Annotated in this window: 20 protein-coding genes and 2 tRNA genes; 14 read left to right on the top strand and 8 right to left on the bottom strand. The window is 72.6% G+C overall.

The annotated features are described in order from the left end of the window. Positions 1-110: 110 nt before the first annotated feature. Positions 111-2,675, bottom strand: a complete 2,565-nt coding sequence (pepN, locus tag JL106_RS07650) for an aminopeptidase N (RefSeq protein ID WP_205260118.1) — start codon at positions 2,673-2,675, stop codon at positions 111-113. A 338-nt stretch (positions 2,676-3,013) separates the two neighbouring features. Between pepN and JL106_RS07645 the strand changes: the two genes are divergently transcribed. The 3 genes from JL106_RS07645 to JL106_RS07635 all read left to right on the top strand — a co-directional run bounded on the left by JL106_RS07645 (position 3,014) and on the right by JL106_RS07635 (position 4,802). Further along, a complete protein-coding gene (locus tag JL106_RS07645; RefSeq protein WP_205260117.1) occupies positions 3,014-3,664 on the top strand; it encodes a mycothiol-dependent nitroreductase Rv2466c family protein in 651 nt (216 codons plus the stop codon). 181 nt (positions 3,665-3,845) lie between these two features. Beyond that, positions 3,846-4,292 carry a universal stress protein gene (locus tag JL106_RS07640; protein WP_205260116.1) on the top strand — a complete coding sequence of 149 codons (447 nt, stop codon included), beginning with the start codon at positions 3,846-3,848 and terminating at the stop codon, positions 4,290-4,292. A gap of 39 nt (positions 4,293-4,331) precedes the next feature. Continuing rightward, complete coding sequence (locus JL106_RS07635) at positions 4,332-4,802, top strand: ribose-5-phosphate isomerase (RefSeq protein ID WP_205260115.1); 471 nt, start codon at positions 4,332-4,334, stop codon at positions 4,800-4,802. Positions 4,803-5,415: 613 nt separating this feature from the next. Here JL106_RS07635 and JL106_RS07630 read toward each other — a convergent pair. After that, complete coding sequence (locus JL106_RS07630; protein ID WP_205260114.1) at positions 5,416-6,639, bottom strand: pyrophosphate--fructose-6-phosphate 1-phosphotransferase; 1,224 nt, start codon at positions 6,637-6,639, stop codon at positions 5,416-5,418. Positions 6,640-6,842: 203 nt separating this feature from the next. Beyond that, positions 6,843-6,913: transfer RNA gene (locus JL106_RS07625), tRNA-Gly, on the bottom strand. A gap of 179 nt (positions 6,914-7,092) precedes the next feature. Between JL106_RS07625 and JL106_RS07620 the strand changes: the two genes are divergently transcribed. The 6 genes from JL106_RS07620 to JL106_RS07595 all read left to right on the top strand — a co-directional run bounded on the left by JL106_RS07620 (position 7,093) and on the right by JL106_RS07595 (position 12,844). Then, a tRNA-Pro gene (locus tag JL106_RS07620) sits at positions 7,093-7,169 on the top strand. Between the two features lie 83 nt (positions 7,170-7,252). Further along, positions 7,253-8,815, top strand: a complete 1,563-nt coding sequence (gene tig / locus JL106_RS07615; RefSeq protein ID WP_205260113.1) for a trigger factor — start codon at positions 7,253-7,255, stop codon at positions 8,813-8,815. 336 nt (positions 8,816-9,151) lie between these two features. After that, the gene (locus JL106_RS07610; RefSeq protein WP_205260432.1) at positions 9,152-9,781 is read left to right on the top strand and encodes an ATP-dependent Clp protease proteolytic subunit; all 630 of its coding nucleotides are present in this window, start codon (positions 9,152-9,154) and stop codon (positions 9,779-9,781) included. Positions 9,782-9,854: 73 nt separating this feature from the next. After that, positions 9,855-10,499, top strand: a complete 645-nt coding sequence (locus tag JL106_RS07605) for an ATP-dependent Clp protease proteolytic subunit (RefSeq protein WP_205260431.1) — start codon at positions 9,855-9,857, stop codon at positions 10,497-10,499. A gap of 340 nt (positions 10,500-10,839) precedes the next feature. Next, positions 10,840-12,108: an ATP-dependent Clp protease ATP-binding subunit ClpX gene (clpX, locus tag JL106_RS07600; protein ID WP_205260112.1), complete on the top strand. Its 1,269-nt coding sequence runs from the start codon at positions 10,840-10,842 to the stop codon at positions 12,106-12,108. 43 nt (positions 12,109-12,151) lie between these two features. After that, positions 12,152-12,844, top strand: a complete 693-nt coding sequence (locus tag JL106_RS07595) for a hypothetical protein (protein ID WP_205260111.1) — start codon at positions 12,152-12,154, stop codon at positions 12,842-12,844. A gap of 25 nt (positions 12,845-12,869) precedes the next feature. Here JL106_RS07595 and JL106_RS07590 read toward each other — a convergent pair whose 3' ends face one another. The 3 genes from JL106_RS07590 to JL106_RS07580 all read right to left on the bottom strand — a co-directional run bounded on the left by JL106_RS07590 (position 12,870) and on the right by JL106_RS07580 (position 15,552). Next, positions 12,870-13,997 carry an LLM class flavin-dependent oxidoreductase gene (locus JL106_RS07590; RefSeq protein WP_205260110.1) on the bottom strand — a complete coding sequence of 376 codons (1,128 nt, stop codon included), beginning with the start codon at positions 13,995-13,997 and terminating at the stop codon, positions 12,870-12,872. A 143-nt stretch (positions 13,998-14,140) separates the two neighbouring features. Then, entirely contained in the window at positions 14,141-14,989 is an 849-nt protein-coding gene (gene fdhD, locus JL106_RS07585; RefSeq protein WP_205260109.1) for a formate dehydrogenase accessory sulfurtransferase FdhD, read from the bottom strand. An 80-nt stretch (positions 14,990-15,069) separates the two neighbouring features. After that, entirely contained in the window at positions 15,070-15,552 is a 483-nt protein-coding gene (locus JL106_RS07580; protein WP_205260108.1) for a GNAT family N-acetyltransferase, read from the bottom strand. A 194-nt stretch (positions 15,553-15,746) separates the two neighbouring features. Here JL106_RS07580 and recO point away from each other — a divergent pair, with 194 nt between their 5' ends. From recO to JL106_RS07555, 5 genes are all read left to right on the top strand, one after another. Then, complete coding sequence (recO, locus tag JL106_RS07575; RefSeq protein ID WP_205260107.1) at positions 15,747-16,559, top strand: DNA repair protein RecO; 813 nt, start codon at positions 15,747-15,749, stop codon at positions 16,557-16,559. Continuing rightward, positions 16,556-17,437, top strand: coding sequence for an isoprenyl transferase (locus tag JL106_RS07570; protein ID WP_328841708.1), 882 nt, complete (start codon positions 16,556-16,558; stop codon positions 17,435-17,437). Before recO ends, JL106_RS07570 begins: the two co-directional genes overlap by 4 nt. After that, positions 17,434-18,507: a permease gene (locus tag JL106_RS07565; RefSeq protein WP_205260106.1), complete on the top strand. Its 1,074-nt coding sequence runs from the start codon at positions 17,434-17,436 to the stop codon at positions 18,505-18,507. Before JL106_RS07570 ends, JL106_RS07565 begins: the two co-directional genes overlap by 4 nt. Beyond that, complete coding sequence (locus JL106_RS07560) at positions 18,504-19,430, top strand: TIGR03943 family putative permease subunit (RefSeq protein WP_205260105.1); 927 nt, start codon at positions 18,504-18,506, stop codon at positions 19,428-19,430. Before JL106_RS07565 ends, JL106_RS07560 begins: the two co-directional genes overlap by 4 nt. Before the next feature lie 90 nt (positions 19,431-19,520). After that, positions 19,521-21,521 carry a glycoside hydrolase family 15 protein gene (locus JL106_RS07555; RefSeq protein WP_205260104.1) on the top strand — a complete coding sequence of 667 codons (2,001 nt, stop codon included), beginning with the start codon at positions 19,521-19,523 and terminating at the stop codon, positions 21,519-21,521. 17 nt (positions 21,522-21,538) lie between these two features. Here the strand turns inward: JL106_RS07555 and JL106_RS07550 are convergent, their stop codons facing one another. Then, positions 21,539-22,435, bottom strand: a complete 897-nt coding sequence (locus tag JL106_RS07550; protein WP_205260103.1) for a TIGR01777 family oxidoreductase — start codon at positions 22,433-22,435, stop codon at positions 21,539-21,541. A 76-nt stretch (positions 22,436-22,511) separates the two neighbouring features. Beyond that, positions 22,512-23,261, bottom strand: coding sequence for a 2-oxo acid dehydrogenase subunit E2 (locus tag JL106_RS07545; protein WP_328841705.1), 750 nt, complete (start codon positions 23,259-23,261; stop codon positions 22,512-22,514). Positions 23,262-23,335 lie beyond the last annotated feature (74 nt).

The following is a 23,335-nucleotide window of genomic DNA, read 5'->3' as shown; positions in this document are numbered from 1 at the left end:
GGCTGTCGGGTGGCGAGCCCGCACGGCGAGCACGTCCGCGTCGACCCCACGGGCCTGTCGGGCATCCGGGATCGTGCAACCGCGCGACCCCGAATGATGTCCGGGGTGGCTCAGCCGGCGTCGGCGCGCCGGGCCGCCACCGCACGCTCGGTCCCCGCGCGGCCCTCGGACACCAGCCGCCGCAATGCGGTCGGATGGTCCTGGGCCTCCCAGGCCAGCGCGGCCTCGACGGTGTCCGGGCCGATCGCCCACCGCGGGTAGAGTCCGACCGCGACCTTCTGGGCCACCTCGATCGACCGCCGGTCCCACACCCCGGCCACCTCGGCGAAGTACCGGTCGGTGAACGGCTGCAGCAGCGCGCTCTGCGACGGGTGCGAGAACCCACCGATGGCGGCGTCCTGGAGGGCGTTGGCCATCGAGTCGTCGGTCATCAGCTGGTCCCACACCCGCCGCTTGTTCTCCGTGGTCGGCACCAGAGCGCGCACACCGGTGGCCCGCCGGGTGCCCGACGCTGTCGCGTCCGCCGCCTCGGCGGCCGCGATCTCCGCTTCGCCCGCCCGGCCGTGCGCCACCAGGGCTCCGAGCAGGGTCCAGCGCAGGTCGGTGTCCACGGTCAGGCCGGGCAGCGGTGCCGAGCCGTCCAGCCAGCCGGCCACGCGATCCAGGGCGTCGTCATCCAGCCGGGCGCCGGCCAGCGAGTTCACCGCGGCCAGTTGCACGTCACTGCCGGGTTCGGCCTGCCCGGCGAGATCGAGCAGGGCGGCGGTCAGCGACGGCCAGCCCTCACGGTCGGCCCACACCGGGTCGGCGTACGACCCGACTGCTCCGTGCAGCTGCGACAGCACCCGCTGCACGACGCCGATCTGGTCCTCGCCGGCCAGTCCACGCACGGCCAGGGCCAGGAAGTCACGGGCCCGCATCCGGGCGTCGCGGGTCATCTCCCAGACGGCCGACCAGACCAGCGTGCGGGGGAGCGACTCGGGCACGTCGGCGATGTGCTCGATGGCGGTCTGCAGCGAGCGGTCGTCCAGCCGGACCTTGGCGTAGGTCAGGTCGTCGTCGTTGACCAGGACCATGTCACCGGCCGGAACCCCGACCAGGTCGTGGACGTCGGTGCGTCCCTCGGTGACGTCGAGCTCGACCCGGCGGTCGCGGACCACCCGTCCCTCGGCGTCGGTGCGGTAGACGCCGACGGCCAGCCGGTGCGGCCGCAGCTCGTCGGCCCCTGGCGCCGCGCCACCCTGCACCACCGTGAACCGGGAGAACGTCCCGTCGGCGTCCAGCTCGAACTCGGCCGCCAGCTCGTTGATGCCGGTGGTCTGCAGCCAGGCCGCCGACCAGGCGGAGAGGTTCCGGCCGGAGGTCTGCTCCAGGGCGCCGAGCAGGTCGGCGAGCGTGGCGTTGCCGAAGGCGTGCGCGGAGAAGTAGGCCCGCAGCCCGGTCAGGAACTCCTCGAAGCCGACGTACGCGGCCAGCTGCTTGAGCACGCTGGCGCCCTTGGCGTACGTGATGCCGTCGAAGTTCACCTCGACCGCGGCCAGGTCGACCATGTCCGCGGAGATCGGGTGGGTGGACGGCAACTGGTCCTGCACGTACGCCCACGACTTCTCGACGTTGGCGAACGTCGTCCACGGCGCCGGGTAGCGACCGATGGCGCTCTGCGCGACGACCGAGGCCCAGGTCGCGAACGACTCGTTCAGCCACAGGTCGTCCCACCAGCGCATGGTGACCAGGTCGCCGAACCACATGTGCGCCATCTCGTGGAGGATCGTCTCGTTGCGCCGCTCGTACAGGTAGCCGGTCACCCGCGACCGGAACACGTACTCCTCGCGGAAGGTCACTGCGCCGGCGTTCTCCATGGCCCCGGCGTTGAACTCCGGCACGAACAGCTGGTCGTACTTGCCGAAGGGGTACCGCACCCCGAAGGCCGAGTGGAAGAAGTCGAACCCCTCCTTGGTCTCGGCGAACAGTCGGTCGGCGTCCAGGAACTCGGCCAGGCTGCGCCGGCAGAACAGGCCGAGGTCGATGCCGTCGTGCTGGTCCCGGACGACGTGGTACGGGCCGGCCACCAGCGCGGTCACGTAGGTGCTCATCGGCTCGGTGGTCACGAACGCGTGGGTGCGGCTGCCCAGACCTTCGTCGTCGGTGATGGACGCGGTGGCCCCGTTGGAGACCACCTGCCAGTCGCCCGGTGCCGTCACCGTCATTGTGAAAGTCGCCTTGAGGTCCGGCTGGTCGAAGCAGGGGTACAGCCGTTTGGCGTCGGCCGTCTCGAACTGGGAGTACAGGTAGACCGCGCCGTCGACGGGGTCGACGAACCGGTGCAGCCCCTCGCCGGTGTTCGTGTATCGACCGACCGCCTCGACGACGAGTTCGTTGCGCTCGGTCGGGGACGGCAGCGCCAGCCCCTCGGTGTCGGACCAGCCGCTGACGTCGACCGGCTCCCCGTTGAGCGTCGCGGAGACCACCGAGTCGCCCACGAAGTCCACCCACAGCGGCTCCGATGACCCCGGGGTGCGGGCGGCGAAGTCGATCACGCAGCGCGTGCGGAAGGTGTCGGTCCCCGGAGCGCCGGCGCCGTCGGTCAGGTCGAGACGGATGTCGTACGACCGGACCTCGATCGCGGCGGCGCGGCGGGCGGCCTGCTCGCGGGTGAGATTGGGGCCTTGGGCCATCGTTGCTGTCCTTCCGAACTCCACGGATGCCGCCGACCGGGGAGCCCCGTCCGGCGGACGTGCGACCGGACGCGACCGGTCCTTCGATCGCGGCGCGGTGCGCCTGCCATGCCAAGAGCCAATCACGTCCGGCCGACAGTCGACGATCGTGCGGGAGCCGACCCGTCGACCCGGGCGGCCGGGCCCGGTGGGACAGTGGACGGCAGCGACGCCGTCGACCGGGGTCGGGCCGGGGGGCGCAGGCCGGGCTGTCGGACCACCGGCGCATGATCGTGGCGACCGACGGGACTGCCCGCCGTCGGCGGCGACCTCGCCGCCCCAGAGCTGGAGGAGACCGGATGACCACCACGACGCCTGCGGCCGACCCGACCGAACTGTCGACCACCGGCAAGGACCGCGCCGACTTCTGGTTCGACCCGCGCTGTCCGTTCGCATGGATCACCTCGCGCTGGATCCTCGAGGTCGAGCAGGTCCGGGACATCGAGGTCCACTGGCACGTGATGAGCCTGGCCGTGCTGAACGAGGGCAACGACATCCCGCAGGAGTACCGCGACCTGCTGGCGAAGACCTGGGGGCCCGTCCGCGTCGCCGTCGCCGCAGCCGCCCGGCACGGCGAAGAGGTGCTCGCCCCGCTGTACACCGCGATGGGCACCCGCACCCACAACCAGGGCATCGACGATCCCGCCGAGGTCATCGCCGGGTCGTTGGCCGAGGTGGGTCTGCCGGCCGAGCTGGCTGCGGCGGCCGACAGCACCGAGTGGGACGAGCAGCTCCGCGAGAGCCACCACCGCGGCATGGACCCGGTGGGCAAGGACGTCGGCACCCCGACCATCCACGTCAACGGCGTCGCGTTCTTCGGTCCGGTGATCACTCGCATCCCGCGTGGCGAGGAGGCCGGGCGATTGTGGGATGCAACGGTGGCGCTGGCGTCGTACCCGGAGTTCTTCGAGCTGAAGCGGACCCGGACCGAGGCGCCGCGGTTCGACTGAGAGGCGATGCCCGGGCGGGCGGATGCCCGGGCCCGGTGCGGACGAGGTGGTCCGCGCGACGGAGGAGGCGGCAGCGATGGAAGCGAGCGTCCCAGCAGGACCGGGTGACGGCCGGGTCGGTTCCGGCGTTCCGGCAGGGCCGGGGCAGGTCGGGCCGACCGGGATCCCGATCCCACCGGACATGCGGTCCGGGCCGATGGTGGTCGGTGTGGACGACGCGGCCGCCTGCGGCCGGCCGTTGCGGGCCGCGGTGTTCCTGGCCCGCGCGGCGGGCCGGCCCTTGCTCCTGGTGCACGTGCGCCGGCCCGCGGTCCCGATGATCGAGGGCTACGTGCCGATGCCCGAGGAGTTCGCCGTCGACCGGGAGGCCGACGAGGCCGTCGAGCGGGAGCTCGTCGCGGCGCTGCGGGCATCGGGCGACCTCGAGGGCACCGAGTGGCAGCTCATCTCCACCACCGGTGAGGCCGGCACCGAACTGATCCGGATCGCCGAGGAACGGGACGCGGCGTGCGTCGTGGTGGGCAAGCGGCACCACGGGTTCGCGGACGTGCTGCACCGGATCACCGCCGGATCGGTGTCCCGGGCCGTGGTGGCCCGGCACCGGTTTCCGGTGCTGGTGGTCCCGTGACCTGCCGACCACCGAGCGGGCACCTGCCACACTGACGCCATGCGCGTCTACATCGGTTCGGATCACGCCGGCTTCGAGCTCAAGGCCCACCTGATCGAGCACCTTGGCGGTCTCGGTCACGACGTCGTCGACGTCGGTGCCCATCACTACGATCCGCAGGACGACTACCCGCCGTTCTGCCTGGAGACCGGTCGCCGGGTGGTCGCCGACGACGGCAGCCTGGGCGTGGTCATCGGCGGGTCGGGCAACGGCGAGCAGATCGCCGCCAACAAGGTGCGTGGGGTCCGGGCCGCCCTGGCCTGGAACGAGGACACCGCGACCCTGGCCCGGCAGCACAACGACGCCAATGTCGTGTCCGTGGGTGCCCGCATGCACGACGTTCCGACGGCCACCCGACTCGTCGAGCTGTTCCTGGCCACGCCGTTCAGCCACGACCCCCGGCACGAGCGGCGGATCGGGATGCTGGCGGAGTACGAAGCCGACCCGGTGGCGCCCGAGCTGTCCGACTGACCCTCGTCCGGCCCGGGCCGGCGTTCAGTCGGTCCCGGATCCGGCGTCGGACCGGCCCCGTCGCACCTCCGTCGGCGGGACCCAGTGCCGGCGCACCAGCACGACCTCCCCGTCGGCGGCGCGCAGGTCGGCGGCCGACGGCACGGCGACCTCCCGGGCTCGGACGGCGTCGAGCCAGGGCAGTTGCGTGCCCCGGTCCGGACGGTCGCCCAGATCCGGTCCTCCGGTCGTCCGGCGTCCGCCACGGGCCCGCCGAGCCGGGCGGCCCGCGGCTCCCGACCGTGCCGGTCCCCCCGCATCGGTCCCCGGATCGGCCGGCCCCGCGGCGGGCGAGGCCGTGTCAGGAGCCGGCCGGCCGCCCGAGCCCTGCTCGTCCGCGGTGGTGACCGGCGGCTCTCCGGGGGCCGATCGCACGGCTGCTTCGGGCCCCGGCGCACGATCGGAAGCGGACGGGGCGGCCGTCCGTCGCGTCCGGTGCCGTCGCCGGGCGCTGCCCGCTGCGCCGGCCCGGTCGTCCGGGACGACCGGCGGTCCGGGGGTCGGCCCGCCCGTCGCGGGGTCGGGCGACCCCGGCGACGGTCCCTCGCTCATGGCCGTCCGACCGGACCGCGACTCAGACCGTGCCGACCGGGACAGCCCGCGGCTGCCCGATGTCGGTGAGCAGTGCCCGGTACCAGTCGGTGTCCAGGTCGAACGCCTTGCCGCCCTTGATCCGCTCGAACTCGATGGCCCGCAGTTCGCCGCCCCGCTCGGTGTCCTCACCGATCACCCCCGCGTGCCCGTCCAGGGCCACGGTGACGGCCAGGTCGGTCATCGACCGGATCAACCGCAGGTCGGCCTCGCCGGCGGGCGCCGACCGGGAGAAGTACCCCGACTTCTGCACCATGACCTTCTGCGCGCCCAGCCGGTCGGCGAACCGGTCGGCGAACCACTGGCCCGGGTTGATCTTGTCCAGCTTGACGTGACCGAACGGGTCGCGGGGCACGTCCTGGCCGGACGCGGTGAGCTGCTCGACGATGGTGTCCATCCCGGCGCCCTCGGACACGAACAGCGTGACGTTGCCGACCCGGTCCATCACCTCAGTCAGCCGCGCGACCTCCGCCTCGAAGTCCAGCGCCGCCTCCGGCAGGTACACACCGTGCACGTCCCAGCCGGGGAGATCGAGACCGAACTCGGGCAGCCACTGCCGGCCGGCCAACCAGTCGCGGTACGCGGAGGCCGTCGCCGCGGTGAGCCACCCGCAGTGCCGCCCCATCACCTCGTGGACGATCAGCATCCGCGAGCCGGAGTTGTGCTCCGCCACGATGTTCCGGGCGAACCGGGCGCCCTCCTGGGCCGCGGTCCAGGCCCCGAGTGACTGCTTGATCGGGATGATGTCGTTGTCGATGGTCTTGGGCAGGCCCACGACGGTGAGGTCGTGACCGTGGTCGCGCAGGTGGGCGGCCAGGTCCGCGGCGGTGGTGTTGGTGTCGTCCCCGCCGATGGTGTGCAGGACGTCCACCCCGTCCTCGGTCAGGCGCTGGGCGGCGACGGCCAGCGGGTCCTCGCCCTCGCCGATCAATCCGCGGGCGACCAGGTCGGCCGCGTTGGTCAGCTTGACCCGGGAGTTGCCCAGCGGTGAGCCGCCGAAGGAGTGCAACAGGCCGGCGCCCTCGCGGACGTCCGGCGTCACCGGCATCGACGACCCGCTGAGCAGTCCCTGGTAGCCGTACCGGTAGCCGATGATCTCGACGTCGGGTGCGACCGTCGTGTACCGCTCGATCAGGCCACCGACGGCCGACGACAGGCACGGGGCGAATCCCCCGGCGGTGAGCAGGGCGACCTTGCGCACGGTCATGACTGACACTTCCCTCTGCGTGGGACACGGTGGATCCGTCTGCCCCGGGCGTCGGTGGTCGGGGACGGTCCGGGGGACCGGAGCGCGGTCCCGCACCCCGAGATCGTAGGACGCCGTCGTGCACGGCCCGGGCGGGCGCCGCCAGCACTGGCACGCCCGCGCCGGGCGCGACCGGTGGCGGACGCCGGTCCTGCCCGGTGCGGAGCGGGCGACGAGAATCGAACTCGCGTCATCAGTTTGGAAGACTGAGGCTCTACCATTGAGCTACGCCCGCGATCGTCCGGAAGGTGCAGGTGGACCGATCCGTCGGGATCGCACCGCGCCGCCGGACCGCAGCGCGACCACCTGGGTGATCGCCGCCCGTCCGACCGGACCGGTCCATCGTAGCGCCCGGGCTAAGCTCGCCGGGTCGGTGGTGCTGCGCCCTGGGTGCAGGATGCGCCCCGCCGGCATCGGGGTGTAGCGCAGCTTGGTAGCGCGCCTGCTTTGGGAGCAGGATGTCGCAGGTTCGAATCCTGTCACCCCGACCAGCGGTCAATCCGTGCTGACCACCCGGTCGGCCCCCGGTCGGAGGGCCATCCGGCCCGATCCCCGCACCGAGGAGTCCACCACCGTGAAGAGCACTGTCGAGCACCTGAACCCGACTCGGGTGAAGCTCACCGTCGAGGTCCCGTTCGACGAGCTCAAGCCGCAGTTCGACAAGGCGTACAAGGCCCTCGCCGGCCAGGTGCGCGTGCCGGGCTTCCGGCCGGGCAAGGTCCCGGCCCGCATCCTGGACGCCCGGCTGGGGCGCGGGGCGGTGCTGTCCGAGGTGGTCAATGACGCCGTGCCGGTCAAGTACGGCCAGGCCGTGTCGGAGTCCGAGCTGGCCGTGCTGGGCCAGCCGGAGATCGAGGTCACCCGTGTCGACGACAACGAGTCGATCGAGTTCACCGCCGAGGTCGACATCCGGCCGCAGTTCGAGGTCCCCGACGCGTCGACGGTCTCGGTGACCGTCGACGACCTGGAGATCACCGACGCGGACGTGCAGGAGCAGATCGACGCCCTGCGCGAGCGGTTCGCCACCACCACCGCGGTCGACCGGGCCGCCGCCGACGGTGACCTGGTCACGATCGACCTGCGCGCCGCGGTCGGCGACCGCGAGCTCACCGACGCGGCGACCGACGGTCTGAGCTACCGGGTCGGCACCGGCGATCTGGTCGACGGCCTCGACGACACGCTGGTCGGCATGTCCGCCGGCGACCTCGCGACCTTCCGGACCAACCTGGTCGCCGGCGAGTTCGCCGGCCAGGAGGCCGACGTCACCGTCACGGTCACCGCCGTCCAGGAGCGCGTCCTGCCCGAGGTGGATGACGAGTTCGCGCAGCTGGCGTCGGAGTTCGACACCGTGGACGAGCTGCGCACCGACCTGGTCGAGAAGATCACCCGGGTGAAGAACCTGGAGCGTGGCGCGCAGGCCCGGGACAAGGTGCTCGAGGCTCTGCTGGCCGCGGTGGACATCCCGGCGCCGGCGGGCGTGGTCAAGGCCGAGGTGGAGGTGCGCGAGCACGACGCCGTGCATGCCTTCGACCACAACGAGGAGGCGTTCGCCGCGTACCTCGAGGGTGAAGGCAAGACCCGCCAGGAGTTCGACGCAGAGGTGCGCGAGAGCTCCGAGCAGGCCGTCCGCACCCAGCTGCTGCTGGACGCCATGGCCGAGCAGGCCCAGCTCGGGGTCAGCCAGGAGGAGTTCACCCAGCGGCTGCTGTTCAATGCCCAGCGCATCGGCGTGCCGCCGGAGCAGTACTTCCAGCGGCTGCAGGAGACCGGTCAGATCGCCGCGGTGTTCTCCGACGTGCGGCGGGGCAAGGCGCTGGCCGCCGCCGTCGAGCAGGCCACCGTGACCGACGCGTCGGGCAACACGCTCAACGTGCCGGAGCTCTTCGGTGTCGAGGAGGTCGCCGAGGACGAGTCCGACGGTCCCGACGTCATCGACGTGGCCACCGTGTCAGCTGACGACGACGCTGCCGATGACGCTGCCGATGACGCTGTCGACGAGGCGGACGCCGCGGCCATCGAGGCGGTCGACGCCGAGGCCGCCGATCCGGACGCCGCCGACAGCGACGCCTACGCCGACTCGCCGGACGGGGACACGCTGGCGGCCGACACGCAGGACGCACAGCCGACCAAGGACTGACCGTCGGCGTCCCCGCGACGCGTCCGGTCCTGCCCGGCTCCTCCCGACAGCCGCCCCGGTCCGCCGGGGCGGCTGTCGTGTCCCCGGGGCCGCCACGGTCGGTCACGCCGACAGCGAACAGTGCCGCCCCTCCCGGCGGCAGCGCACCTGCCGTGGTTACTGTCGGAGCACGTCCACCGCGGCGGTTCCCCGTCGGGACCCGAGTGGTGGGCCGCCCGACCACGCGTCACTCATCGGCCCTGCCGCGACGCGACCCTTCTCGTGAGGAGCTGTCCGTTGAGCCACCGTTCCCCCCTCGCCGCGCTGCGGCGGTTGACGTCGGCCGCCCCGGAGGTCATGCCCGCGGTCATGCGCGGGACGCCGGGACTGTCCCTGAACGACTCGGTGTCCGAACGGCTGCTGCGCGAGCGCATCATCATCCTGGGCTCCGAGGTGCGTGACACCAACGCCAACGAGATCACCGCCCAGCTCCTGCTGCTGGCCGCCGAGGACCCCGAGAAGGACATCACCCTCTACATCAACTCGCCCGGTGGCAGCGTCACCGCGGGCATGGCGATCTACGACACCATGCAGTTGATCGAGCCGGACGTGGCCACCATCGCCATGGGCCTGGCCGCCTCCATGGGGCAGTTCCTGCTCACTGCCGGGGCCAAGGGGAAGCGCTCCGCGCTGCCCCACACCCGGATCCTGATGCACCAGCCGTCGGCCGGCGTGGGCGGCACCGCCGCGGACATCGCCATCCAGGCCGACATGCTCACCAAGAGCAAGCGGGAGCTCACCGAGCTGCAGTCCCTGCACACCGGGCAGCCGCTCGAGCGCATCGAGGTCGACCAGGACCGCGACCGCTGGTTCACCGCCCAGGAGGCGCTCGAGTACGGCTTCATCGACCGGGTCGTCAGCCGCGCCGCCGACCAGCCGGGCGGTCCGGCCGCCGGCGGTGCCACCGGCGCCGGAGCCAAGCAGTGACGGCCGGATCCCCCACCGGGACCAGGACCGACCAGCAGAGCAGGAGCGCACAGTGAACAAGAACGGCCACCAGATGCCCGGCGGGCTGGCCCACGGCAACGCCTTGAACCTGCCGCAGGCGCGGTACATCCTCCCGTCGTTCGTCGAGCGGACCAGCTACGGGGTCAAGGAGTCCAACCCGTACAACAAGCTGTTCGAGGAGCGGATCATCTTCCTCGGCGTGCAGATCGACGACGCGTCCGCCAACGATGTGATGGCTCAGCTGCTGACGCTGGAGTCCACCGACCCGGACCGCGAGATCATCATGTACATCAACTCGCCCGGCGGCTCGTTCACCTCGATGACGGCCATCTACGACACGATGCAGTACGTCCGCCCGCACATCCGGACCGTGTGCCTGGGGCAGGCCGCGTCCGCTGCGGCCGTGCTGCTGGCCGCAGGATCGCAGGGAATGCGCATGGCGCTGCCGAACTCGCGGATCCTGATCCACCAGCCCGCCACCGAGGGCGTGTACGGCCAGGTGTCCGACCTGGAGATCCAGGCGCGCGAGATCGGTCGGATGCGCTCGGCGCTCGAGGAGATCCTGGCGCGGCACTCGAACAAGTCGGCCGAGGAGGTCCGGGTCGACATCGACCGCGACAAGATCCTCACCGCCGCCGAGGCCAAGGACTACGGCCTCATCGACGACGTGCTGAACTACCGCAAGGTCGAGGCCTGAGCTGACCCGCCGGCCGGGGAGACACCGTTCGTGTCCTCCCGGCCGCGGCCGGCCCGGCCGGCCGGCGGGGCGCCGCCGGCCCATCCGGAGTGGCCCCTTCTGGACGCAGGGTTCCCGACGGGTGAATGTCCCTGCGCCGGTCAGCGCCAGTCGTTACGCTGGTCACGGGTCCTCGGGTCGACCGGTCCGACCCCGCCTGCCGGGGCCGGACACCCGGATCGAGTGTTTTCTGCATCACCGCGGCGTTGCCGACGGCGTTCGACCGACCAGCCGGTACGGTGCGGGAACTGGTCGCCGACCGAACTGGGGAACCTGCCCAGGAGAAAGATCGAGAGGGCTCATGGCGCGCATCGGTGACGGGGGAGACCTGCTGAAGTGCTCGTTCTGCGGGAAGAGCCAGAAGCAGGTCCGCAAGCTCATCGCGGGCCCCGGCGTCTACATCTGCGATGAGTGCATCGATCTGTGCAACGAGATCATCGAAGAGGAGCTCGCCGAGACCAGCGAGGTCAAGCTCGACGAGCTGCCCAAGCCGACGGCCATCCGTGAGTACCTCGACCAGTACGTGATCGGCCAGGACACCGCCAAGAAGGCACTGTCCGTCGCCGTCTACAACCACTACAAGCGGATCCAGGCCGGCCCCGACCGTGGCCCCGAGCCGGTCGAGCTGGCCAAGTCGAACATCCTGATGCTGGGCCCGACCGGCTGCGGCAAGACCTATCTGGCCCAGACGCTGGCCAAGATGCTGAACGTCCCGTTCGCGATCGCCGACGCCACTGCGCTCACCGAGGCCGGGTACGTCGGTGAGGACGTCGAGAACATCCTGCTGAAGCTGATCCAGGCCGCCGACTACGACGTCAAGCGGGCCGAGACCGGCATCGTCTACATCGACGAGGTCGACAAGATCGCCCGCAAGTCGGAGAACCCGTCGATCACCCGAGACGTCTCCGGCGAGGGCGTCCAGCAGGCCCTGCTGAAGATCCTCGAGGGCACTCAGGCGTCGGTGCCGCCGCAGGGCGGTCGCAAGCACCCGCACCAGGAGTTCATCCAGATCGACACCACCAACGTGCTGTTCATCGTGGCGGGCGCCTTCGCCGGCCTGGAGCGCATCGTCGGCGAGCGGGTCGGCAAGCGTGGGTTGGGTTTCGGTGCGGAGGTGCGGTCCAAGTTCGACATCGACTCCTCCGACGTCTTCGCCGACGTCATGCCGGAGGACCTGATCAAGTTCGGGCTCATCCCGGAGTTCATCGGCCGGCTCCCGGTCGTCGCCTCGGTGACCAACCTGGACAAGGACTCGTTGGTCAAGATCCTGACCGAACCGCGGGATGCGCTGTCCAAGCAGTACCAGCGGCTGTTCGAGATGGACGGTGTCACCCTCGACTTCCACGCGGACGCGCTGGAGGCCATCGCCGACGAGGCCATCCTGCGCGGGACCGGTGCGCGCGGGCTCCGCGCGATCATGGAAGAGGTCTTGCTGCCGGCCATGTACGAGGTGCCCGGCCGGGACGACGTCGAGCGGGTCGTGGTGACCGCCGAGACGGTCCGGTCCAACGTCTACCCGACGATCGTGCCGCGGCCCGCCAAGCGCACGCCGCGGGAGAAGTCGGCCTGACCCGATGGTCGGACTCATCCGTCCCGAGCGAGACCGTCAGCCGGTGTCGCGGGCAGCTCGTCGCCGGCTGAGCGGGCGCACCGCGGCCGTGCTGGCCGCGGCCAGTTGCCTGCTGGGCGTCACGGTCGCCTGTTCGTCCGCCGTCGGCGGGTCTGCGCAGCCCGTCCCCGCAGCGATGGGGACGGCGGGCTCGAGCCCGAGCGGTACCACGGCGGGCACCCTTTCGCCGACCACCACCGCCCGGGGCACCGAGCTGACCATCGACGAGACCGAGACGGTGATCATCCCGGACCCCTCCGATCCGGCGTCCACGCTGGCGGTGCCGACCGATCTCACCCTGCCGACGCTGCCGACCGACCTCTCTGTGCCGACCGATCTCGACCTGCCCACCGACCTCACGCTGCCGACCGAGCTCACCGGGCTGGAGGACCTGCCCGGGTGGGACGAGGACTGCGCGACGGTGGCCACCGCGTACGCCGCGCTGGGCCTCGGCCTGCTGCAGCCCTACCTGGATCCGGACACCCCGTTCGACGGCGCGGAGCTGCGGTCCGCGGTCGAACCGCTGCTCGAGTCCGTACCGTCGGAACTGGTGCCGGACGTGCAGGTGCTGCTCGGCGCACTGGACGCGGCCAACGGCACGAGCGGGGCGGAGGCCCTGGCCATCGTGGACGACCCGGCGGTCACCCAGGCGCTCACGAACCTCGAGACCTGGGTCGACACCACCTGCGGCGGCTGATCCGCCGCGGGTCGGTGTCCTGGTGTCAGCCGGCCACCGGGGTCGGCTCGGCCGGCTGGCGTGCTGTCCAGGCCTGCGCGACGAGCTCGTAGGACCGGCGCCGCACAGCGGCCCCGTGCACTTGGGTGGTCACCATCAGCTCGTCCACCTCGAGCCGGCGGACCAGGTCGTCCAGCCCGTCCACGATCTGCTCAGCCGTGCCGACCAGCGCGGTGCCGCGCATCGCCTGGATGGTGGCGCGGTCGGCCGGCGTGTACGGGTAGACCGCGGCCTGCTCCGGCGTCGGGGTCTCCTGCAGTCGGCCCTGCCGCAGCAGCACCATCGACAGCGCTCCCGCGGCGGCCTGGTAGGCGGCGCTCTCCTCGTCGTCCGCAGCCAGCGCGTTCACGCCGATCATCGAGTACGGCGCGTCCAGCAGTTCGGACGGCCGGAACGACGACCGGTAGACGTCCAGCGCCTGCTCGGTGGTGCCGCCCATGCCGGCGAAGTGGTGGGCGAACGCGAACGGCAGGCCCAGTCGGCCCGCCAGCCGGGCCGAGTAGTCCGAGGAGCCCAGCAGCCAGACGACCAGTCCGGTCGGGTCGGGGACGACCCTGATGCGGCCGAACGGGTGGTCACCGGCGAAGTCGCCGCGCAGGAAGTGCTGCAGTTCGGCGAGCCGGTCGGCCATGTCGTCCGTGCGGTCGTCCTCCATCCGCCGGCGCAGCGCGTAGGCGGTGAGTTGGTCGGTGCCGGGGGCGCGGCCCAGGCCGAGGTCGACCCGGCCGGGTGCGAAGGCTCCGATGGTGGCGAACTGCTCGGCCACGGCGAGCGGGGCGTGGTTCGGCAGCATGAGCCCACCGGATCCGAGCCGGATGGTGGACGTCACCGCGGACAGGTGCCCCAGCACCACCGGCGGTGACGCGGAGGCCACGGCCGGCATGCCGTGGTGCTCGGCCACCCAGAAGCGGCGGTAGCCGAGGCGTTCGGCCAGCTGCGCCAGCTCGGCGGTGTCGCGCAGCGCCCGCGTCACAGGGACCCCGGCGCCGACGGTGGCCAGGTCGAGCACGGACAGCACCGCCCGGCCCGGCGTTCTTCGGCCCAGCCCCGCGGCCTCCGCCCGCTCGGCCGGGCCACCGGTCGTCGTCCCCGTCGCGGTCGTCGGCTCGCTCATCCACAGCTCCTCGTCGTCTCGTCCGAACGACGCTCCACCCGGGTCCGTACGGACGTGATCCCGGGGAGCGTGCTCCCTGGTGTGCAACCCGTTCCGGGCGTCGGGTGTTCCGGTCGGACCGGGCCGATCTCCGGGACGACGGCTCAGCCGGCGCCGGCCACCCGGTGCGGGCCGCTGTAGACGTTGAACCCACGGGCCGAGGTGAACCCGATGAGCGTCATTCCGGCGTCCCGCGCCAGCTCGACGGCCAGCGAGGACGGGGCCGACACGGCGATGAGGGTGGAGATCCCGGCCAGCAACGCCTTCTGCACGAGCTCGAACGACGCGCGGGACGAGGTGACCAACGCGCGGTCGGCCAACGGGCGGCCGGGACCCAGCCGCCCGGCCAGCAGTTCAACGCCGATGACCTTGTCCACCGCGTTGTGCCGGCCGACGTCCTCGCGGACCGGGCCGAGCGAGCCGTCGGTGTCGACGAGCACGGCGCCGTGCAGGCCACCGGTGCTGCGGAACCACCGTTGCCCGTCCCGCAACCGGTCGGGCAGGGCGGTGATCACCGCGGGGTCCAGCTGTGGTCCTGGCCCGATCGGGTGGCGGCCACGCTGCCGGACCGCATCGATGGCGGCGGTGCCGCACACACCGCAGGCCGAACTGGTCAGCACCGCCCGCACCGGCAGCGGGGCCCGGTCGCGGCGGTCGGCGGGGCCGCGGCGCAGGCTGATGTCCAGCACGTTGTAGGTGGTGCGGCCCTGCTCGTCGACCCCGTCGCAGTACCGCGCGGTGACCACGTCGTCGGCCTCGGCCAGGACACCCTCGGCGTGCAGGTATCCGTGCACCAGTTCGACATCGGCGCCGGGCGTGCGCATGGTGACGGCCAGCGAGACGCCATCGACCCGGATCTCCAGGGGTTCCTCGCCCGCCACGGTGTCGGGTCGGGAGGTGAAGGCACCGTCGCGCCAGCGGCGGACGGGCGTGCGTGCGGTGACTCGGCCCACGGGATCAGCATGCCAGCGCCGACCGGGCCATCGCGCTGCCGGACGGTTCCCGGCCGACGAACGGTCGGGTCAGCCGCCGATCAGCGGCGGACCATCCGGATCTCGAGGATCCCCTCGGAGTCGTTGCGCTCCTCACCGTCAGGGATGAAGCCGTGCGAGACGTAGAAGGCGGTGGCCCGGGCGTTGTCGCGGTAGGTCCACAGCGACACGGGGCGCCCGGCCGTGGCCTCCTCGAGCAGCGTCGCGCCGACGCCGGAGTTCTGCGACGCGGCCCGGACGTAGATCGCGTACAGCTCGAGTTCGGTGGGGGCGTCGTCGTCCCGCGTCGGTCCGGCGATGGCGATGCCGATCACCTCGCCGCCCTCTTCGGCCAGCAGATGTTCGGCGGTCCCGGCCTCGAGTTCGGACCGGCGCAGCTCGGCCAGCCCGGCAGGATCCAGCTCGTCGAAGCGGTCCGGGCCCCACAGCGACGAGTACGCCTCCCGCCAGCACGCCAACTGGCATGCGGCGAAGGATTCGGCGTCGTCCGGGACGGCACGCCGGACCGTCGGAGCGGTACCCATGGGACCAACCTCTCCATCGCTCGGGGGACCGGTCGCGGCCGTCGAGCGGCCCGGTCGAGGGCGCCCGACAGTGGTGCCGGATCCGACTGGGACGCGCCCCGTCGCGACCCTCGGTCCGGTCCGGCTCAGGCTAGTCCACGCCCTTGCCCGCGGTGATCCCCGGGACGACGTCCCGGCGGTGGCACGATGACCGGGTGGCGGTCTACCGGGACAGCGCAGTCGTGCTGCGTGTCGGCAAGTTGGGTGAGGCGGACCGCATCGTCACCCTGTTGACCAAGCGGACCGGGAGGGTCCGCGCCGTGGCCAAGGGGGTGCGGCGGACCAGGAGCCGCTTCGGCGGCAGGCTGGAACCGTTCAGCCACGTCGATCTGCAGCTGTACGAAGGGCGGTCGTTGGACATCGTCACGCAGGCCGTCTCGCTGGACGCGTTCGGACCCACACTGGCCGCCGACTACGAGCGGTGGACCACCGCGACGGTGATCGCCGAGACGACCGAACGGCTCACGGCCGAGGAGCGGGAGCCGGCGCTGCGGCTGCACCTGCTGCTGGTCGGGGCGCTGCGGACGCTGGTGGAGACCGACCGCGATCCCGCGTTGGTGCTGGACGCCTTCCTGCTGCGGGCGATGGCGCTGGCCGGGTGGGCGCCGGCGCTGCGCGAGTGCGCCCGGTGCGCGACTCCCGGCCCGCACCCCGCGTTCTCGGTGCCGGCGGGCGGCCTGCTCTGCGCGGTCTGCCGGTCGACCGGCGCGGCCCGGCCGTCACCGGCGACCGTTGGACTGATGGCGGCCTTGGCTGAGGGGGACTGGGTCACCGCGTGTGCGTCCACGCCAGTGCAGCGGCGTGAGTCGGCCGGTCTGGTGGCCGCGCTGCTGCAGTGGCACCTGGAACGGGCGTTGCGCTCGCTGCCCCTGGTCGACCGGTCGGGCGACGGACCCGACGGGGTGCCCGTGACCACCGGCGCGGTGGCCGGTCCCGGGCCGCAGGCCCCCGCCGGGAGTGTCGGGTGAGCCCGAGCCTGCGCGGCGGTGCCCGGGCCGCCGGATCGTCCCGATCGGTCCGGCCGGTTCGACCGCCCACACCGCACGCCTCGGGAGCCCGGCCGCCCGCGCTGCCCGCCGACACCGTGCCCGGGCACGTCGCCCTGGTCATGGACGGCAACGGCCGGTGGGCCAAGGCCCGGGGTCTGCCCCGCACCGAGGGGCACAAGCGCGGCGAGGCGGCCCTGTTCGACGTCGTCGAGGGCGCGATCGAGATCGGCGTCCGGCACCTGTCGGCCTACGCGTTCTCCACCGAGAACTGGAAACGGTCGCCGGACGAGGTGCGCTTCCTCATGGGGTTCAACCGCGACGTCATCCGGCGCCGCCGGGACGCCATGCACGAGCTGGGTGTCCGGGTGCGTTGGGCCGGTCGCCGACCGCGGTTGTGGCGCAGCGTGATCCGAGAACTCGAGGCCGCCGAGGAGCTGACCGCGGACAACACGGTGCTCACCCTGACCATGTGCGTGAACTACGGCGGCCGGGCCGAGATCGCCGACGCTGCCCGGGCCATCGCCCAGGACGCCGCCGCCGGCCGGCTGGATCCGGACCGGGTCGACGAGCGCACCGTGGCGCGCTACCTGGACGAGCCGGACATGCCCGACGTCGACCTGTTCCTGCGGTCGTCGGGGGAGCAGCGGACCAGCAACTTCCTGCTCTGGCAGTCCGCGTACGCGGAGATGGTGTTCCTGGACACGCTGTTCCCGGACTTCGACCGGCGCGACCTGTGGCAGGCCTGCGAGCTGTACGCGAGCCGTACCCGGCGGTTCGGCGCGGTGCTCGAGGACGGCAGCGGTGCTGGGACGTCCGGGTCCGCGGCGCCGGTCGACGCCGAGCGGGCCGCTCGATGACCGGCCCCGACGGTGGCGGCGCGGACACCACCACGACCCGCCCCGGCAGCGGACCGTCGGGTGGGCTCGCCCGGCGCGGTCGCTCCGGCTACCGGCCCGGATCGCTCGAGATGCTCGGTGCGGTGCTGCTGCTGGGCGTGCTGCTCAAGGGACCGCTGGAACGGCTGCTCGACCGCCCGGTGCTGCAGACGTGGTCGACCGTGTTCGTGGCCGTGATCGTGCAGGCCACCCCGTTCCTGGTCCTCGGCGTGATCGTGTCCGGCGCCATCGCCGCCTTCGTCCCGGCCCGGGTCTTCCAGAAGCTGCTGCCGAAGCGTCCCGCGCTGGCCGTGCCGGTCGCCGGCGCGGCCGGCATCGCCCTGCCCGGGTGCGAGTGCGGGTCGGTGCCCATCGCCAACCGGCTCATCGACCGAGGGGTGCCCGCGTCCGCGGCGCTGGCCTTCTTGTTGTCGGCGCCGGCGGTCAACCCGATCGTGCTGGTCGCGACGGCCATCGCGTTCCCGACCGAGCCGTCGATGGTGTGGGCCCGGCTGGTCGCCGGCCTGGCCACGGCCCTCATCGTCGGGTGGATCTGGCAGCGGATCGGCAAACCGCAGTGGCTGGTGCCACGTCGGGCCCTGGAGCTGGACGGGACGGACCGCCCGGCCACCGCGGCCGGCCGCTGGCGGCTGTTCGTCGGCACCATGCTCGGTGACTTCGCGCAGGCCGCGGGCTTCCTGGTGATCGGCGCGGCCGCGGCGGCCACGTTCAACGTCCTGGCCCGGCGCTGGATGGACGAGCACATCGCGTCGTCGATCCTGCTGTCGATCCTGCTGATGGCCGCCCTGGCGTTCATCCTGGCCCTCTGCTCGGAGGCCGACGCCTTCGTTGCGGCTGCGTTCTCGACCATCCCGATGGTCGGCAAACTGGTGTTCCTGACCGTCGGGCCGGCGGTCGACGTCAAGCTGGTCGCCATGCAGGCCGGCACCTTCGGCAAGCGGTTCGCCGTCCGGTTCGCGCCGTTGACCTTCGTCGTGGCGGTGGTGGTGGGCACGGCCACCGGCCTGCTGTTCTGGGGAGGATGGTCGTGAACCGGCTGACGCAGTCGATCATCACGGTGCTGCTCGGTGGACTCTTGCTGGCCATCACCGTCTCCGGGCGCTTCACCGCATACGTCAAGCCGGGGTTCGCGCCGCTGCTCATCATCGGCGGGAGTGCGCTGGTGGCGGTCGGGCTGATCAGCCTGGTGCTGGCCGTACGGGCGGACCTGCGGGCCGAGCGGTCCCAGCGGGTCGGAGCCGAGCACGGACACGACGACGGCGCCCCCGATCATGCCGCCCCCGATCATGTCGCCCCCGACGATGCCGCCCAGGGCGTCGGCCCGGACGCGCACGGTCACGACCACGACTCGTCCCGCGCCCCCTGGCTGATCGTGGTGCCGGTGCTGGTGCTGCTGCTGGTCGCGCCGCCCGCGCTGGGCGCGGACTCGATCACCCGCACCGCGCAGTCGCAGGCGGTGGCCGGGTACTCCCTGGTCGGTGGTGGTCAGGAGACCGGGTCGGTCGCGGACCGGCAGAACCTGGGCGGCGCCGCCGCGCGTGCGGCCGGGGGTGACACCCCGACGGGCGAGGGAGCGGCCAGCACCTTCCCGCCGCTGCCGGACGGCAGCGATCCGCCGCTGACCATGCGAGACACCGTGCTGCGCGCCCTGTACGACCCCGGGCATTCGCTGGCCGACCACCCGGTCACCGTCACCGGGTTCGTCGCGCCGGCAGGTGACGGGTTCGACGGCGGCTGGAGCATCGCCCGGATGGTGATCAGCTGCTGCGCCGCCGACGCCACCCCGGTCCAGCTGCACGTGGACGGTGATGCCCCGCTCCCGTCCGACACCTGGGTCGAGGCGGTCATCACCGCGGTCCCCGGCACCGGCAACGCGGACAACTTCTACGTGCCGACCGTGCAGGTGCATGCGCTGCGCACCGTGGCACAGCCGGCCGACCCGTACGAGCACTGACCTCCACCAGCACCGCGGCGGGCGCCGAGCAGGCGGCCCGCGGTACCGACCCGACCAGCCCCGACCAGCAGGAGCGGCGAGCACCGATCGATGACCACTGACGCCGGACCGCAGGACCCGCCCCGCAGCGCCGCCCGGCCACCCGGTCGCTTCCTGGCCTCCCCGGCCGCCCCGGAGTGGGCGGCGTTGCGCACCTACGGCGCCATCGGTGACGGACGCACCGTCGGACTGGTCGCCCGGGACGGCCGCATCGACTGGCTGCCGCTGCCCGACCTGAACTCGCCACCGGCCTTCGCCGCCATCCTCGACCGGGACAACGGGGGCTGGATCGAGCTCCGACCGGTCGACGCGGACGCGATGACCGTGCACCGGGAGTACGTCGACGGCACCAACGTGCTGAGCACGACATGGACCGGCCCGGCCGGACAGGTCCGGGTGACCGACTCGATGAACTCCGGGATCGCCGGCCGGCTGCCCTGGTCCGAGCTGGCCCGCCGGATCGAGGGACTCCGGGGCGCAGTGCCGATGCGCTGGCGGGTCGCTCCGGGCACGGCGCTGGGCACCGCCACCCCGTGGCGCCAGGACACCGTGCACGGTCACGTGCTGCGGCTGGACGGCGTCACCATGGCGGTCCGGCTGCTCGGTGACATGGACGTCGCGCTCGGTGAGCAGGACGTGGCCGGTGAGTTCGTCGCGACCGCGGGCTCGCGGTATCTGGTCGGTCTGGTCGCCACCGACGCCGAACCCCTGCACCTCAACCCGCCGGAGGAGGTCGACGCGGGCATCGAGCGCACCATCGACAGCTGGCAGCGCTGGTCGCGCACCTTCAGTGCCGGCGGCCGCGGCGGTCGCGCCGCCGCGCATCCGGACGGTGATCCGGCGCTGCGCGGGACCACCGAGCCGGGTACCGCACGTCCGGAGGAGCACGGGTCCTCGACCGATGCCGCGGGCGAGGCGTCCGGGCACGACCGTCCCGGCGGCGAGTTCGCCGACGCGGTGCTGCGCAGCGCGCTCGCGTTGAAGCTGCTCATCCACGCACCGCACGGCTCGATCGCGGCGGCCGCGACCACGTCCCTGCCCGAGTCCTGGGACGGCGGCAAGAACTGGGACTACCGCTACGCGTGGGTGCGCGACATGGCGTACACGCTGAATGCGCTGTTCCGGTACGGCGTCCGCGAGGACACCCACGCCGCGGTGAGCTGGCTGCTGCGCACCATCCGCGCCGACGGCCCCGAGCTGTCGGTGTTCTACGAGATGGACGGCAGCCGTCCCCGCGGTCACCACTACCCGGAGCTGCCGGGGTGGCGGGACATCGGACCGGTCGTCGTCGGCAACGCCGCGTCCACCCAGCTCCAGCTCGGCGTCTTCGGCGACCTGTTCGACATCGTCCGACTCGCCGTGCTGAACGAGCACCTCATCGACGCGGACACCGGGCGGATCCTCGCCGCGATCGCCGACCGCACCTGCGACGTGTGGATCCGTCCGGACGCGGGGATGTGGGAGCTGCACGAGGAGCGGCACTACACGTCGTCGAAACTGGGCTGCTGGCAGGCGCTGCGATGCGCGTCCGACCTGGCCGACCGGGGGCAGATCCCCGGCGACCCGTCCCGGTGGCGCAGCGAGGCCGACCGGATCGCCGCGTGGGTCCGGGAGCACTGCTGGGACGACGAGCGCGGCGCGTACGTCTGGTACCCCGGCACGCAGGACCTCGACGCCTCGGTGCTGCTGCACGCGATCAGCGGGTTCGACACCGGTCCGCGGATGTCGTCCACCATCGACGCGGTACTGGCCGAGCTGGGGGACGGCCCGCTGCTGTACCGCTACAGCGGCATGGCTCAGGAGGAGGGTGCGTTCGTCGCCTGCTCGTTCTGGGGCGTGGCGGCGCTGGCCGCCGTCGGCCGGGCCGAGGAGGGCCGGGAGCTGATGCGCCGGCTGGTCCCGATGGCCAACGACGTCGGCCTGTTCGCCGAGATGATCGATCCGCGGGACGGGGCGTTCATGGGCAACCTGCCCCAGGCGCTGTCCCACCTGGCGCTGTTGCAGGCGGCCATGTCGCTGGAGGACCCGCCGCCGGCGCCGCCGGGGGACTGACGGTCAGGCGCTGTTGGTCACGACTGCCCGAGCGCCCACTCCAGCGCGCCGCGCAGTTCCGGGTCGGCGAACCGGAAGCCGGCCCCGGTGAGCACGTCCGGCACCGCGCGCTGACCGCCGGTGATCTCCTCGGCGAACCCGCCGAGCGCCACGCGCAGGGCGATGCCGGGAACGGGCCAGGGCGTCGGCCGGTGCAGCACGGCGCCGAGCGCGCGGACGAACCGGGCGTTGGTCACCGTCTCGGGGGCGGCCAGGTTCACCGGGCCGGCGACGTCCGCCTCGAGCAGGAAGCCGACCACGGCCAGGTGGTCGCGCAGTGAGATCCACGGCAGGAACTGGCGACCGCCGGCGATCGGGCCGCCGAGACCCAGTCGGACGATGAGCGACAGGCGGTCGAGGAGGTCACCACCCCGGCCCAGCACGGGAGCCTGGCGCAGCAGGACCACCCGGGTGCCGGCTGTGGCGGCCGGCGCGGTGGCCGCCTCCCAGTCGACGCAGACCCCGGCCAGGAACGTGGCGCCGGGTGTCTCGGTCTCCGGCATCGGACTGGCCCCGCGGTCGCCGTAGTAGCCGGTGCCGGACGCGTTCAACAGCGTCGGCACACCTTCCTCGGCGCACACCCGGGCCAGCAGCGCGGTCGGGCCGACCCGAGAGGAGCGGATGGTGCGGCGGTAGGCGTCGGTCCAGCGGTGCGCGCCGACGCCCGCGCCGCACAGGTTCACGACGGCGTCCGCGTCGGCCATGGCTCGGCGGGCCGCCGCTGACAACGTGCCCGTGTCCGGATCCCACCGGAGCTCGTCGTCCCCGGACGGGGCGCGGCGGACCAGCCGGTGCACCTGATGACCGGCCGCCCGCAGGTGGTCGGTCAAGTGGATGCCCAGGAAGCCACTCGAACCTGCGCTGACCACCTTCACCGCGTCACCTCCGAGATGCGCCGGATCCGGCCGGCCGGCCGCTGCACGCGGTCGGCCGGCCGGGGGAGCGAGCGGGTCAGATGCCCAGGTCGCCGGCGAACTGGCCGCCCTCGACGCGCTTCTTGACCGCCATCAGGAACCGGGAGGCGTCCGCACCGTCGATGTTGCGGTGGTCGTACGACATCGCCAGGTACATCAGCGAGCGGATGGCGATGACGTCGTTGCCGTCGGCGTCCTGGATCACCGCGGGACGCTTGGTGATCGTGCCGGTGCCCACGATGGCCGACTGCGGCGGGACGAAGATCGGGGTGTCGAAGAGTGCCCCGACCGAGCCGGTGTTGGTCACCGTGATGGTGCCGCCGGAGAGCTCGTCGGGAGCGATCTTGTTGTCCCGGGTGCGCGCAGCCAACTCGGCGATCCGGCGGGCGATGCCGGGGATGCTGAGGTCCTCGGCGCTCTTGATCACCGGCACGATCAGCCCGCGGGGGGTGTCGACCGCGATGCCGACGTTGACCGTCGGGTGGTAGGTGATCTCCTTGAGATCGTCCGAGATCGACGAGTTGACGATCGGGTACTGCTTCGCCGCCTCGATGATCGCCTTGACGAAGAAGGGCAGGAAGGACAGCTTCACGCCCTCGCGCGCCTCGAACGCGCCCTTGGCGCGAGCCCGGAGCGCGGCCACCCGGGTGACGTCGACCTCCATCACCGTGGTGAGCTGCGCGGCCGTCTGCAGCCCGGCCAGCATGTTCTTGGCGATCGACTGACGGATGCGCGGGAGCTTGACCGTGGTGCCGATCAGCGCGACGGCCTCCGCACTCGGCGCCACCGCCCCCTCCCCCGGGGGGGGGGGGGCGGCCCCCCCCCCCGCGCGGGGGGGGGGGGGGGGGCGGCGGGCCCCCC

Source organism: Nakamurella leprariae (assembly GCF_016918035.1).
In the GTDB taxonomy this organism is placed as follows: domain Bacteria; phylum Actinomycetota; class Actinomycetes; order Mycobacteriales; family Nakamurellaceae; genus Nakamurella; species Nakamurella leprariae.
Note: the sequence above shows the minus strand (reverse complement) of the source record. Positions and strands in the feature narration are given on the sequence as shown.